This window comes from Streptomyces sp. A18 (genome assembly GCF_059026065.1).
This window is the reverse complement of sequence record NZ_JBWLKL010000002.1, coordinates 421,062-433,620: the sequence shown is the minus strand read 5'-3', so window position 1 is coordinate 433,620 and position 12,559 is coordinate 421,062. Positions and strand designations below refer to the sequence as shown.

Annotated in this window: 13 protein-coding genes; 7 read left to right on the top strand and 6 right to left on the bottom strand. The window is 69.0% G+C overall.

Features of this window, described 5'->3' with window-relative positions:
• Positions 1-155 precede the first annotated feature (155 nt).
• The gene (locus AC5P1C_RS04775) at positions 156-1,031 is read left to right on the top strand and encodes a hypothetical protein (protein ID WP_493864373.1); all 876 of its coding nucleotides are present in this window, start codon (positions 156-158) and stop codon (positions 1,029-1,031) included.
• An 82-nt stretch (positions 1,032-1,113) separates the two neighbouring features.
• Here AC5P1C_RS04775 and thiC read toward each other — a convergent pair whose 3' ends face one another.
• On the bottom strand, positions 1,114-2,922 hold the full coding sequence (gene thiC, locus AC5P1C_RS04770) for a phosphomethylpyrimidine synthase ThiC (protein WP_493864372.1): 1,809 nt from the start codon (positions 2,920-2,922) through the stop codon (positions 1,114-1,116).
• A gap of 219 nt (positions 2,923-3,141) precedes the next feature.
• Between thiC and AC5P1C_RS04765 the strand changes: the two genes are divergently transcribed.
• On the top strand, positions 3,142-4,554 hold the full coding sequence (locus tag AC5P1C_RS04765; protein ID WP_493864371.1) for a YibE/F family protein: 1,413 nt from the start codon (positions 3,142-3,144) through the stop codon (positions 4,552-4,554).
• A gap of 94 nt (positions 4,555-4,648) precedes the next feature.
• Here the strand turns inward: AC5P1C_RS04765 and AC5P1C_RS04760 are convergent, their stop codons facing one another.
• The 4 genes from AC5P1C_RS04760 to AC5P1C_RS04745 form a co-directional block, all read right to left on the bottom strand.
• The gene (locus AC5P1C_RS04760; protein ID WP_493864370.1) at positions 4,649-5,086 is read right to left on the bottom strand and encodes an SsgA family sporulation/cell division regulator; all 438 of its coding nucleotides are present in this window, start codon (positions 5,084-5,086) and stop codon (positions 4,649-4,651) included.
• Between the two features lie 103 nt (positions 5,087-5,189).
• Positions 5,190-5,903, bottom strand: a complete 714-nt coding sequence (locus AC5P1C_RS04755) for an IclR family transcriptional regulator (protein WP_493864525.1) — start codon at positions 5,901-5,903, stop codon at positions 5,190-5,192.
• Between the two features lie 360 nt (positions 5,904-6,263).
• On the bottom strand, positions 6,264-6,485 hold the full coding sequence (locus tag AC5P1C_RS04750; RefSeq protein ID WP_249588932.1) for a DUF5326 family protein: 222 nt from the start codon (positions 6,483-6,485) through the stop codon (positions 6,264-6,266).
• Between the two features lie 150 nt (positions 6,486-6,635).
• A complete protein-coding gene (locus AC5P1C_RS04745) occupies positions 6,636-6,953 on the bottom strand; it encodes a cupin domain-containing protein (protein ID WP_493864369.1) in 318 nt (105 codons plus the stop codon).
• A 71-nt stretch (positions 6,954-7,024) separates the two neighbouring features.
• Between AC5P1C_RS04745 and AC5P1C_RS04740 the strand changes: the two genes are divergently transcribed.
• From AC5P1C_RS04740 to AC5P1C_RS04720, 5 genes are all read left to right on the top strand, one after another.
• Positions 7,025-7,405: a phage holin family protein gene (locus AC5P1C_RS04740; RefSeq protein WP_493864368.1), complete on the top strand. Its 381-nt coding sequence runs from the start codon at positions 7,025-7,027 to the stop codon at positions 7,403-7,405.
• A gap of 9 nt (positions 7,406-7,414) precedes the next feature.
• Positions 7,415-7,936, top strand: a complete 522-nt coding sequence (locus tag AC5P1C_RS04735) for a low molecular weight protein-tyrosine-phosphatase (RefSeq protein ID WP_493864367.1) — start codon at positions 7,415-7,417, stop codon at positions 7,934-7,936.
• Positions 7,933-9,162, top strand: a complete 1,230-nt coding sequence (locus AC5P1C_RS04730) for a cystathionine gamma-lyase (protein ID WP_493864366.1) — start codon at positions 7,933-7,935, stop codon at positions 9,160-9,162. The genes AC5P1C_RS04735 and AC5P1C_RS04730 overlap by 4 nt, the downstream gene beginning before the upstream one ends.
• Positions 9,163-9,388: 226 nt before the next feature.
• Complete coding sequence (locus AC5P1C_RS04725) at positions 9,389-10,294, top strand: LysR family transcriptional regulator (RefSeq protein WP_493864365.1); 906 nt, start codon at positions 9,389-9,391, stop codon at positions 10,292-10,294.
• Positions 10,295-10,353: 59 nt separating this feature from the next.
• Positions 10,354-10,836 (top strand): NUDIX domain-containing protein, encoded by a 483-nt coding sequence (locus AC5P1C_RS04720; protein WP_451219620.1) that lies wholly within the window; start codon positions 10,354-10,356, stop codon positions 10,834-10,836.
• Here AC5P1C_RS04720 and AC5P1C_RS04715 read toward each other — a convergent pair.
• Complete coding sequence (locus AC5P1C_RS04715) at positions 10,833-12,314, bottom strand: globin domain-containing protein (RefSeq protein WP_493864364.1); 1,482 nt, start codon at positions 12,312-12,314, stop codon at positions 10,833-10,835. The genes AC5P1C_RS04720 and AC5P1C_RS04715 overlap by 4 nt on opposite strands.
• Between the last annotated feature and the right edge of the window lie 245 nt (positions 12,315-12,559).

Here is a 12,559-nt window from a genome sequence, read left to right as displayed (position 1 = left end):
CACGATCACGTCGGCCGACGGGCCTATTTCTGGAAACCCCCTGTCACCGCGTGCCGTCACGGCTCTACCATCGGCTTATCCGTAGCAGGCTCCCCTCCGTTTCTGCCCGACGGCTCGTAGCCATGCGAGCCCCAAGCCCTACGGAGCATCGGGGGATGCACATGAACAGCGCTCCACACCTGCTCAATGAGGACCGCCCCGAGTACGAGCGGATCCTCGATGAGGCGCTGCGCACCGCACCGAACCATCCTGATCTCGCCGCGATGGGCGAGCGGCTCAATCCAGAACAGCTGCGCACCATGGCGCTGAACGCCACTGCGCTGATCACGGCCGCCGCCACGACCGAGTACACGCACTATGTGAAGGTCCGCGAAGAACTGCGCGAAAACGGATCTGCCGCACCATCGATCCGCGAGCGGAGCAGCGAGGGCCCGGCGGAAGCCGGCTCCGGCGGCCTCCATCTCGCCACCACGATGGGGGAGGTCACCACCCAGGCTTCGGGGGCGGGGGCCATCGCCGTCGTCGCGGTGCTCGCACCCGTCCTCGCCGGGGCGGCCGCCGCGATCTTCCTGCTCGTCGGCTACATCCTGAAGATGCTCAACCCCAAGCCCGCCTTCGCGGACACCCTGCTCACCGCGGGATGGCTGTTCGGCGCGCTCACCGCAGGGGGCATCCTGATCGCCGCGATCGGCCTGCTCCTGACGGCCCTGCGCAACGGCTCCACCTCACTCCAGGCCGGTGCGTACGGCGAACAGAACGAGGAGGTGGTGCGCGCCAGGGAAGCCTGGGCCAAGGCACTCCTGGAGCGCGGCCTCCTGCCGTTCCTGCGGGAGGCACTCGCGGATCCCGGGGCGGCACACGCGGCTCGGACACCGGCGACGGGGCCGAGCAGCCGCATGCCCCACCTCGGCTACCACAGGCCGGGATTCAGCAGCCCGGACGGCGGCCCGGCGGCGGGACCGCGCCCGAGCTTCTCCAGCCCGGACTTCTCCAGCCCGGACTTCGGCGGCCCCGACCACAAGCCGGAGTAGCACGCGAGGCCGCCTCGGGCGGGCGCCATCGAAAGCCCGCCCGAAGCGCCACGCACCGCCGAAGCGCCACGGACCGCGCCGGTCAGTCGGCGATGGGCAGATACACGCGGTTTCCTGCTGCCGCGAACTCCTTGGACTTCTGCTCCATGCCCGCCTCGATCTCGTCCTGCGAGCCGCCGTGCTCACGCCGGATGTCGTGCGAGATCTTCATGCTGCAGAACTTCGGCCCGCACATCGAGCAGAAGTGCGCCGTCTTCGCGGGCTCCGCCGGCAGGGTCTCGTCGTGGAACTCCCGTGCCGTGACCGGGTCGAGGGCCAGGTTGAACTGGTCCTCCCAGCGGAACTCGAAGCGTGCGTCCGAGAGCGCGTCGTCCCAGTCCTGTGCGCCCGGGTGCCCCTTGGCGAGGTCCGCCGCGTGGGCCGCGATCTTGTACGTGATGACGCCCGTCTTCACGTCGTCGCGGTTGGGCAGGCCCAGGTGCTCCTTGGGCGTGACGTAACAGAGCATCGCCGTGCCCCACCAGCCGATCATCGCGGCGCCGATGCCGGAGGTGATGTGGTCGTACGCGGGCGCGATGTCCGTGGTCAGCGGGCCGAGCGTGTAGAACGGCGCCTCCTCGCAGATCTCCTGCTGAAGGTCGATGTTCTCCTTGATCTTGTGCATCGGGACGTGTCCCGGGCCCTCGATCATCGTCTGTACGTTGTGACGCTTGGCGATCGTGTTGAGTTCCCCGAGGGTGCGCAACTCGGCGAACTGCGCCTCGTCGTTGGCGTCCGCGATCGAACCGGGGCGCAGTCCGTCGCCGAGGGAGTACGTCACGTCGTACGACGCGAGGATCTCGCAGAGCTCCTCGAAGTTCTCGTAGAGGAAGCTCTCCTTGTGGTGCGCGAGGCACCAGGCCGCCATGATCGAGCCACCGCGCGAGACGATGCCGGTCTTGCGGTTGGCGGTCAGCGGGACGTACGGAAGGCGCACGCCCGCGTGCACCGTCATGTAGTCCACGCCCTGTTCGGCCTGCTCGATGACCGTGTCCTTGTAGATCTCCCAGGTCAGCGCCTCGGCCTGGCCGTCGACCTTCTCCAGGGCCTGGTAGAGCGGCACGGTGCCGATGGGGACGGGGGAGTTGCGCAGGACCCACTCGCGCGTGGTGTGGATGTTGCGCCCGGTGGACAGGTCCATGACCGTGTCGGCGCCCCACTTGGTCGCCCAGGTCATCTTGTCCACCTCCTCCTCGATGGAGGAGGTGACCGCGGAGTTGCCGATGTTGGCGTTCACCTTCACCAGGAACTTCTTGCCGATGATCATCGGCTCGATCTCCGGGTGGTTGACGTTGGCCGGGATCACCGCACGGCCCGCGGCGACCTCCGCGCGCACGACCTCGGGGTCGAGGTTCTCGCGGATCCCGATGAACTCCATCTCGGGCGTGATCTCGCCTCGGCGGGCGTACGCGAGCTGCGTCACCGCCTGGCCGCCGCGGCCCCGGCGCGGCTGGCGCGGGCGGCCGGGGAAAACCGCGTCGAGGTTCTTCAGGCCGCCGCGCGGCGACGTGTGCTTGATGCCGTCGTCCTCGGGGCGGGGCGGGCGGCCCACGTACTCCTCGGTGTCGCCGCGGGCGATGATCCAGTTCTCGCGCAGCGGCGCGAGGCCCCTGCGGACGTCGGTGTCGATGGACTCGTCGGTGTACGGCCCCGAAGTGTCGTACAGGGTCACGGCCTTGCCGTTGGTGAGGTGCACCTGTCGGACCGGCACCCGCAGGTCGGGGCGTGAACCCTCGACATACGCCTTGTGCCAGCCGATGGACTTCCCGGCCTCCGCCTCGACGGTGTTCTCGTCGTTCTTGACGTTCTCGTCGCTGCTGGAGGCAGGCGTGCGTGCGTCCGATGTGGTCATGAGACCTACTCCCTACGCCGGCATTACCCGGTAACAGGTTCGGCGGTCGACGCAGCGGATTCCGTACGGCTCGTGCACTTTTTGTGCCGCTTCGTACGGAGTTCAGCGCCCTCTCAGCCCGGTGCTCCGAGCTCCCGCGATTGCAAAGGTGGCTCCACGCTAGCGTCCTATCGGGCGCGCTGAACAGAGGGCCCCCTCCGTTCTTGCGATGATCGGGCAGTGACCACCACAGAGCCGCCGTCCCAGCCGCCCGTCCCGAACGGGCCTCCCGAGCCGCACGGGCACTCCCACAGCCACGGACCCGCCGCGCCCGTCTCCAAGCATCTGCGCAAGGTCATCGCCGCCGTGCTGATTCCTTTCGCCACCGCGGTGGTCGTGGGGCTCGCGGTGTTCTGGCCCGGTGGCGCACCGGGCCACGAGCGCACCGGAGTCGGCTTCGACCGGCAGACCCAGGCGGCCGACGTGACGAAGGTGCAGGAGCTCCCCTGCAAGGACGTGAACGCCTCGCAGACCCCGCCCAACGGCGACACCTCCACCGCCGAGGGGCAGTCCGCACAGTCCCGCGCGGAGGGCGTCTGCAAGAAGGCGACGATCGAGGTGGCCAGCGGCAAGGACAAGGGCCGCACCTTCACCGAGATCGTCCAGCCTGACTCACCGCGGCAGTTGCGCCAGGGCCAGGAGGTGGTGGTCGCCTACGAGCCCACCGCCCCCGAGGCGCTGCAGTACTCGGTCACCGACGTGAACCGGAAGCTCCCCATGGCGCTGCTGGCCGGGATCTTCGCGCTCGCCGTCGTCGTGGTGGGGCGCATGCGCGGGGTCATGGCCCTGGTCGCACTGGCGTTGAGCTTCCTGGTCCTGACGTTCTTCATCCTGCCCGCGATCCTCCAGGGCTCGAACCCGCTGGTCGTGGCGGTGATCGGGGCCAGCGCCATCATGCTGATCGCGCTCTATCTGTGCCACGGGATCACGGCGCGAACATCCGTCGCGGTCCTGGGCACGCTGATCTCGCTGCTCCTCATCGGACTGCTCGGCTCGCTCTTCATCGGCTGGGCCTCGCTGACCGGCAACACGGACGACAACACCGGCCTGATCCACGGCCTGTATCCATCCATCGACATGAGCGGTCTGCTGCTCGCCGGCGTCATCATCGGCTCGCTCGGCGTGCTCGACGACGTGACGGTGACGCAGACGTCCGCCGTGTGGGAACTGCACCAGGCCAACCCCACGATGGGCTGGCGCGGTCTGTACGGCGCGGCCATCCGCATCGGCCGCGACCACATCGCCTCGGTCGTCAACACCCTGGTCCTGGCCTACGCGGGCGCCGCGCTGCCTCTGCTGCTGCTCTTCTCGATCGCGCAGAGCAGCGTGGGCACGGTGGCCAACAGCGAGCTGGTGGCCGAGGAGATCGTGCGCACCCTGGTCGGCTCGATCGGCCTGGTCGCCTCGGTGCCGGTGACGACCGCGCTCGCCGCCCTGGTGGTCTCCGCCGACCGTTCGACGCCGACGGGCCGGACGGGAAGCGCGGCCCCGGGCCCGTCGAACCCGGCCTCGGGTCCCATGGGAAGCGGTGCCGGAGCCGCCCCGGCCCCGAAGCAGACCCGTGGCGGAAAGGGCCGCCGCCGCAAGGCCTGAGCGACGACGCGGCGGGCGGCGCCGCAAAGCCGAGTTGTCGATGCCACGAAATGCACCAAACTGCCGTACGGCTGCGCCCCTTGGGTCCCGGAGGTCAACCCGCGCTCTGCTCCTCGGCGAGGATCCGGTCCAGGGCTTCGTCCAGGTGCGCCTCGAAGTCGGCGAGCGCCCGCTCCTGCCCCAGCGGGACCAGCTTGTCCGTACGGTCCAGGAAGGCGAGCAGCGGCGGGATCCCCACCCGGAACAGCGCCTGGTCCCCGCCGACCTGAAGTCTGATGAGCACCTCGTCGAGCAGGTCGGGATCGGTGGGCGCGATGTGCACATCACCGTCACCACACGCCCCACCCACCCCGTCGACGAGCAACTCACGCCCGAAGGCCCAGGTGACAGGCGCGTCGCCGGGGAGGTGGAAGGTCAGCCGGACGGCGTACGGATCGCCGGTTTCATAGCGCAGCTCCACCGGGATGCGAAACGACAACTCCTCGGAAACGAGGAAGCTCATCATGACCTCTGCCTGGACCGACTCGCGCATCGCCCGCCTACCCCGTCGCTAAAGCTCGACTGGCCAGGAACCAACTCCCTGACACTCATGGCATCTTGCTTAACGTACACATCAGATCACAAGGAGTGAGTTTTCAGATGCTGATAGAGAAGGCAAGTGTCCCTAGTAGCCTCCCGATCTCATTCTGCAACCGCTCGGCGGCGGGCAGTAGCCGATCCGCTTGATAGGCGGGAACAGAAATCGCCATGGTCGCCGCGGTGTTACCGACAGTGACCGGAATCGCGGCACACACCGTCCCCAACGCGTACTCCTGCCGCTCCACCACGGGCTTCATCCGGCCCATTCCGTCCAGGCGCCGCATGAGACTCCGGTCGTCGCGGACCGAGTACCGAGTGATCGACTGCACCGGGTAGCGGGACAGGTGGTCCTGGCGCTGCTCGTCGTCGAGTTGGGCGAGCAGACACTGCCCGATCGCATGGGCGTGTCCCGTCTCGCGGAAGTCGGCCCACTCCTCCACCGCCGGGTTCCCGGGCGTGTCCGCGACGGCCACGACCTCGATCTCGCCCTCGCGGTACATGGCGAAATACACCGGCACGCCGATGGAGTCGCGCCAGTGCGCCAGGGCCTCGTCGATCATGCCGCGACGATTCTGCTGCGCCTGGCCCGCGCTCAGCCGCTCCACCGCCTCGCCGAGCACGAACACGCCCTTGTCCCGGCGGAGATAGCCCTCGTGGGTCAGCGTGCGCAGCAGGTGGTAGGCCGTGGGCAGGGCGAGCCCGGCCTCGCGGGCCAACTGCTTGGCGGGCGCGCCCTCCTGATGCGCGCAAGCGGCTTCCAGCAGCCGCATCGCCCGCTGCACCGAGCCAATGAGGGTCGGCGCGGCGGCAGTTGACGCCGTGACGGTCGGCGACGCCCCGTACGGGGGGTCGTTGGACGAAGCGCCGTTGGACAAGGCGTCGTTGGGCGAGGCGCCGTTGGACAAGGTGCCGTTGGACGAGGTGTCAGCTGGTGCGGCGTCAACCGTGGCCACAGTTCACTCCCGAAACGCGTGGGGGTTCCGCCCGTGCCCGGGGATACACGGGTGGGAGCGCAGTGCGCCCGCGCGCGGGGCGCGCCCCGCGTCGGTTTTCGGACTCTAACCGTTGGCCACCGCCCTAAGGCGTCGCGCCAGGAAACTTCCCCCACCCGAGCGAACTGTTGCGGCACGTCACCAATCGCTGCGCGAAGACGTCGAGCCGGATATGAACTTCCGTACGACGTAGATGAGTCCACCCACCAGGGCCACGAAAATCAGTGCCTTGAACAACAGGCCGACCACGAATCCCACGACGCTCGCTATCAAACCGCCGAACACGACCAGGGCGATGACCGGCACCGCGATCCACTTCACCCACCACGGCAATCCCGAGAAGATCTCCTGCGCTGCCATCGTCCCTAACCTCTCTCTGCATCTGTCCCAGCATCTGACTTACTTCTTGCATTCGATGCTAGGGCGGCGGAGGACCCGACGGGGGCCTCCGATCCCTTGTCCTCCCCTGATCCGCCCCCTAGGGAACCCCGAGGTCGCAGCCCCGAGAAGTCAGCCTTCCGGAGGGGAGAAGACGACGAGCACGCGCAGGTCCTCGCTGATGTGGTGGAACTTGTGGGCGACCCCGGCCGGCACGTACACGACACTGCCGCGCGCGACTTGGGTGGTCTCCATGCCGACCGTGATCGCGGCCCGGCCGCTGACGATCATGTACACCTCGTCCTGCTGGTGAGGCTGCTGCGGATCGGTCTCTCCCGCGTCGAGCGCGTACAGCCCGACCGACATGTTCCGCTCACGCAGAAACTGCAGATACGCGCCGTCGTTCGCGGCACGCTCCGTCTCCAGTTCATCCAGCCGGAATGCCTTCATCGTCCTCGTACGCCCCTTGCCCAAGGTCGCCGGCCGACCGCTCTGGCCGTCCGTCTGCAACGATCAGACACATGAAGAATTTCGTAGTCAAGACGATCGCCAACGCGGCGGCCCTGGCCGTCGCCGTGTGGCTCCTCGACAAGATCACGCTTACCGGCGACAGCACGGGCAAGAAGACGCTCACGCTGCTCGTCGTCGCACTGCTCTTCGGCCTGGTGAACTTCCTGGTCAAGCCGATCGTGAAGGTGCTCACCTTCCCGCTGTTCATCCTGACCCTCGGCCTGATCACGCTGGTGATCAACGCTCTGATGCTGCTGCTCACCTCGTGGCTGGCCGACAAGTTCGACGTGAGTTTCCACGTCGAAGGGTTCTGGACCGCCGTCCTGGGCGGCCTGATCATCTCGATCGTGTCCTGGGCGCTGAACGTCGTCCTGCCCGACGACAAGGACTGAGCCCTCCCCATGGCCCTCCCCACGGCCCTCCCCACAGCCTTCTCCGTGTGCTTCGTCTGCACCGGCAACATCTGCCGGTCCCCCATGGCCGCATCCGTCTTCCGCGCCCGGGTCGACGAGGCGGGGCTCGGTGACCTGGTCCAGGTGGACAGCGCGGGCACCGACGGCTGGCACGAAGGGGACGGCGCCGATCCACGCACCGTCTCCGCCCTCGCGACGGCCGGCTACGAGAGCGATCACGTGGCGCGCCGCTTCCAGACCTCCTGGTTCTCCCGGCTCGACCTGGTGATCGCCCTGGACACCGGCCACCAGCGGACCCTGCGCCGCCTCGCGCCCACAGCGGCCGACGCCGACAAAGTGCGGCTGCTGCGCTCGTACGACCCCGCGGCCGCCGCTCTGGGCGACCTGGACGTCCCCGATCCGTACTACGGGGACGACGACGGGTTCGACACGTGCCTGAGAATGGTGGAGGCGGCGAGCGACGGCCTGCTCGACGCTGTACGCGAAGCAAGGGAAGGGCGGGCGGCATGACGGACTCCGCAGCGATATCCGCGGGTACCGGCACAGGTACCGGCGCGGGAACAGGCACCGGGCTGGGTGACGGCACGAGAGCGGTGCGGGCCGGTCTCCCCGAGCCCGTGAAGCACGAGCCGACCCTCCCGGGCCCCGTGTTCGCCGCGCACTTCCACCTGCCGGGCGATCCCACCGGTCCGTACACCTATGGCCGGGACGACAACCCGACCTGGACGCTTCTCGAGCAGGCCATCGGCGAGCTCGAGGCGCCGGGCGGGGCGCCGGGCGGGGCCTCGCGCAGGGGCAGTGACGGAGCCGCTGGCACCGACGTGGAGACCCTGGTCTTCGCCTCCGGGATGGCCGCCATCTCGGCTGTGCTCTTCTCGCAGCTGCGCGCCGGCGACGTGGTGGTCCTGCCGGACGACGGCTATCAGGCGCTGCCCCTGGTCAGGGAGCAGCTCACCGCGTACGACATCGAGGTGCGCACCGCCCCGACCGGCGGCGACGCCCAGCTCGACGTCCTGGACGGCGCCAAGCTGCTCTGGATCGAGACGCCGTCGAACCCGGGCCTCGACGTGTGCGACGTGCGGCGCCTCGCCGACGCGGCACACGCGCGTGGGGCCCTGGTGGCGGTCGACAACACCCTGGCCACACCGCTCGGCCAGCGCCCCCTGGAACTCGGCGCCGACTTCTCCGTGGCCAGCGGCACCAAGATGCTCACCGGCCACGGCGACATCCTCCTTGGGTACGTCGCCTGCCGCGACGCCGAGTTGACCGCTGCCGTGCGGCGCTGGCGCAAGATCGTCGGCGCCATTCCCGGCCCGATGGAGGCCTGGCTGGCGCATCGCTCGCTGGCCACGCTCCAGTTGCGCGCCGAGCGCCAGAACGCCAACGCCCTGGCCCTTGCCGAGGCGCTGCGCGAGCGGGATGACGTGACCGGGCTTCGCTATCCGGGGCTGCCGGACGACCCGTCGCACAAGATCGCCTCGCAGCAGATGCGGCGCTTCGGCTGCGTGGTCTCCTTCACGCTGCCCGACCGCGCGCGGGCCGACCGCTTCCTCGACGCACTGCGTCTGGTGGATGACGCGACGAGTTTCGGCGGTGTGCGTTCCACGGCGGAGCGGCGGGGCCGCTGGGGCGGGGACGCCGTCGCCGAGGGGTTCATCCGCCTCTCCGCCGGGTCCGAGGACCCGGATGACCTGGTCGCGGATGTGCTGCGCGCGCTGGACGAGTCGGCGGGCTGACGGCCCTGAGTGCGTGTGGACCGCTCCCGGCTAGTACCGGGCTACGCAGAACGAACGGTCCGAGCCTCCCCCCTCGTGGCTCGGACCGTTCCGGTTCTGCGCGCGAAGAACCGCGCGCACAAGGCTAGTTGACTCTGTGTCAGTGTCCAATCACAGTAGCGACAGAGACCTATCGACATATTTATAGTTGGGCGCGGCCCGAGGGCCGGGAGGGGAGGGCGGCACCGTGGATCTGGCCCTGCTGCGCACGTTTGTGACCGTGCACCGGGCCGGCTCCTTCACGCGCGCGGCCGCCCTGCTCGGCCTCTCGCAGCCCGCCGTGACGTCGCAGATACGCACCCTTGAGCGGCAGTTGGGCCGCCCCCTGTTCCTGCGCCAGGCGCGCGGCGTAACCCCCACGACCATCGGGGACGAGCTCGCCCACAAAGCCGCGCCGCATCTCGACGCCCTGGTGGAGATCGCCGAGACGGGGCTCGAAGAGGACTCGTCGGTACGCACCCTCCACCTCGCGGGGCCTCCGGAGTTCACCGCTGCTCGTGCGTTGCCCGTCCTCACCGCGCTGACCGGTCAGGACGGACAGGGCTTCGCACTGCGTGCCTCGTTCGGCAACGCGGAGGAGGTCCTCGAAGGGCTTTCCGCCGGGCACCACGACCTGGCCATCACCACGGCCCGGCCGCGCGGCGCGCTGCTCACCGCGACGCCGCTCTGCGACGAGGAGCACGTCCTGGTCGCGGGCCCACGCCTGGCCGCAGGTATCGGCCCCGGCAAGCTGCGTCGCAAGGGCGCATCGGCCCTCGAGGATCTGCCGATGGTGGAGGTCCACGAGTCGCTGCCGCTGGTCGCCCGCTACTGGGCGGCCGTCTTCGACACCCGTCCGGCCGCATCGGGCTCCGTGATTGTGCCGGACCTACGGGCGGTCCTCGCCTGCGTCACCGCCGGGGCGGGGCTCGCCGTGCTGCCCCGCTATCTCTGTGCTCCCGCTCTGAAGAGTGGCGAGGTCGTGGCCCTGCTGGACCCGGCGGTGCCCCCGTTGCGCACGTATTTCATCGTCGTACGCACCGGCACACTCGCGATGCCGCACATCGCGCGGGCGCACGAGTGGCTGCTGCGCGCTGCCGTCGACTGGGCTTGAGCGAGACTCCGGCTGGTTCACGATGTTTCACGTGGAACAGTCCGGGCCACATTTCTCCCATGACCGTTCGCCCCGTGGTCAAGCGCACCGCACGCGCCGTCCTGCTCGATGGCGACGACCTGATCCTGATCAAGCGCACCAAGCCCGGCGTCGATCCCTACTGGCTCACCCCCGGTGGCGGCGTGGAGCCGGAGGACGCGACCGTCGTCGACGCGCTCCATCGTGAGGTGCACGAGGAGCTGGGCGCCAAGATCTCCGACGTGGTGCCCTGCTTCGTGGACACCGTCGAGCACATCGGCGAGGACGGTGGTGCGACCGGCGTCAAAGTGCAGCACTTCTTCGTCTGCCGCCTCGAGTCCATGGACGCCTCGCTCCGGCACGGCCCCGAGATGGAGGAGCCGTGCGGCGAGTACGAGATCGTCCATGTGCCCTTCACCCGGGTCGGGATCGCCTCGGTCCATCTCGTACCGCTGTCTCTGCGCCACTACCTGGACGGCAACATCGAGGGCGTACGCGCGATGCACGCCCCTGACCTCGGCTAATCGCCCGCAGCGACCAGTTCCTCCACGGAATCGTGGCGGATCCGGCCTGCCGGGATGCCGACGTCCCGCAGTGCGTCCACGCCGCTGCGGATCATGCCGGGCGGGCCCGAGAGGTAGGCGTCGTACTCGTTCCAGGGGCCGTACTCACGCACGGCGTCCGGGAATTGGGCGTGGTCGTCGACGACCGGCCGGACCGAGAGCCACGGGTGGGTCTGCTGGAGACGCAGCATCGTGTCGATGTCGTACAGGTCGTGGTCGGTGCGGGCGCCGTAGAAGACCTCCACCGGACGCCGTTCACCGTGCTCGGCGACGTCCTCGACGAGCGCCTTGATGGGCGCGATGCCGGTGCCGCCGCCCAGACAGAGCAAGCCGCTGTCGGTGGTGTGGTCGACGGTCATCGAACCGGCGGGCGCGCCGAGTCGCAGGACGTCACCTGGCCGTGCGTGGTGCACCAGGGCGTTGGAGACCCAGCCCGCGGGGACGGCCTTCACATGGAACGAGAGCAGTCCGTCGGAGCGCGGTGCCGACGCGAACGAGTAGTGCCGCCAGATCCGCGGCCACCAGGGCGTCTCCAGGCTCGTGTACTGGCCTGCCAGGAAGGGATAGGGCTGGTCGGGGCGGACGGTGACGACAGCGATGTCAGGCGTCCTGAGATCGTGCGAGACGACCTCGGCGAACCACCAGGCGGGGGCGCGCAGCTCATCCGCGGCAGCAGCGTCGATCATGATCTGGGAGATCGTCGTGTACGTCCGGACCCAGGCGGCCTCGGTCTCCTCGTCCCAGACCGCGCTCGCGTACCGGCTGAGCGAGCCGATCAGGCACTCACCGACGGCCGGGTAGTGCTCGGGCCGGGTGCCGTATTTGCGGTGTCCGCGGCCGAGGTTCTTCAGATACGCGGTGAGTACCTGGGTGTTGTCGATGTGCTCGGCCGCGGTCAGCAGCGCCTTGAGCAGCCGGTCGCGCTGGGTGTCCATCGCCGCGGGGAACAGCGGGCGCAGATCGGGGTGCCGGGTGAAGAGCAGCGCGTAGAAGTACGAGGTCACCTTGTCGGCGACGGGGCCCACTTCAGCCATCGTGCGCTGGACGCGGATCGCGTCGGGCGAGCCTTGGGGGGCTGCGGGCTTCCGTGGTTCCGGTACGCGCGCGGAGCGCGGCTCAAGATGTTCGGGACGTTCCGCTGCTGCCTGGGCGGCGGGTATTCGTTCCTCGGCGACACGCTCGGGTTCCGGCGCCGACGAGGCGGCCGCCGGAGCGGACGTGGGCTCACTGGGCCTGCCCACGGGACGTATGGCGGACACCCGACGGCCTTCGGCCGCCTCGGGCTCACTGCCCTCGGACCGTGTCTGCTCGCCGCCCTCGGACGGCTTCGGTGCCTTGCGTGGGGTGAACCACCCGCCTCCACCGCCGCTGTCGCCAGAAGTGCCGCTGCCAGCCGACGTGGTGGTCGGAGCGTCCATGCTGTGCCTCGCCTCGAACATCTCTCAGTCGGTACGTGCACTTCCCTGAAGGAAGCCGCTTACTTTCCCCGCTCCGCCTCGGTAACCGATCTGGCCACATTGAACCCGGATTACCGGACCCTACGGACAAGTAGGTAGCAAATGTGACATTGCCCGCAGTCATCTCACCGCAGCGTCCCACCCCTTGCCGTCACACCGGTCTCATAACGGAAAGTTCAGGTCTTCGATCTCTTCGCCCCGTTAGGCTGCGTTGACCTCCGCCCGTG

What these genes read in the sequence shown, in the direction of transcription:
- AC5P1C_RS04775 (WP_493864373.1), top strand. Translation starts at nt 156, where the DNA reads ATGCACATGAACAGCGCTCCACACCTGCTCAATGAGGACCGCCCCGAG.
- thiC (WP_493864372.1), bottom strand. Translation starts at nt 2,922, where the DNA reads ATGACCACATCGGACGCACGCACGCCTGCCTCCAGCAGCGACGAGAAC.
- AC5P1C_RS04760 (WP_493864370.1), bottom strand. Translation starts at nt 5,086, where the DNA reads ATGCGCGAGTCGGTCCAGGCAGAGGTCATGATGAGCTTCCTCGTTTCC.
- AC5P1C_RS04755 (WP_493864525.1), bottom strand. Translation starts at nt 5,903, where the DNA reads ATGCGGCTGCTGGAAGCCGCTTGCGCGCATCAGGAGGGCGCGCCCGCC.
- AC5P1C_RS04750 (WP_249588932.1), bottom strand. Translation starts at nt 6,485, where the DNA reads ATGGCAGCGCAGGAGATCTTCTCGGGATTGCCGTGGTGGGTGAAGTGG.
- AC5P1C_RS04745 (WP_493864369.1), bottom strand. Translation starts at nt 6,953, where the DNA reads ATGAAGGCATTCCGGCTGGATGAACTGGAGACGGAGCGTGCCGCGAAC.
- AC5P1C_RS04740 (WP_493864368.1), top strand. Translation starts at nt 7,025, where the DNA reads ATGAAGAATTTCGTAGTCAAGACGATCGCCAACGCGGCGGCCCTGGCC.
- AC5P1C_RS04735 (WP_493864367.1), top strand. Translation starts at nt 7,415, where the DNA reads ATGGCCCTCCCCACGGCCCTCCCCACAGCCTTCTCCGTGTGCTTCGTC.
- AC5P1C_RS04730 (WP_493864366.1), top strand. Translation starts at nt 7,933, where the DNA reads ATGACGGACTCCGCAGCGATATCCGCGGGTACCGGCACAGGTACCGGC.
- AC5P1C_RS04720 (WP_451219620.1), top strand. Translation starts at nt 10,354, where the DNA reads ATGACCGTTCGCCCCGTGGTCAAGCGCACCGCACGCGCCGTCCTGCTC.
- AC5P1C_RS04715 (WP_493864364.1), bottom strand. Translation starts at nt 12,314, where the DNA reads ATGTTCGAGGCGAGGCACAGCATGGACGCTCCGACCACCACGTCGGCT.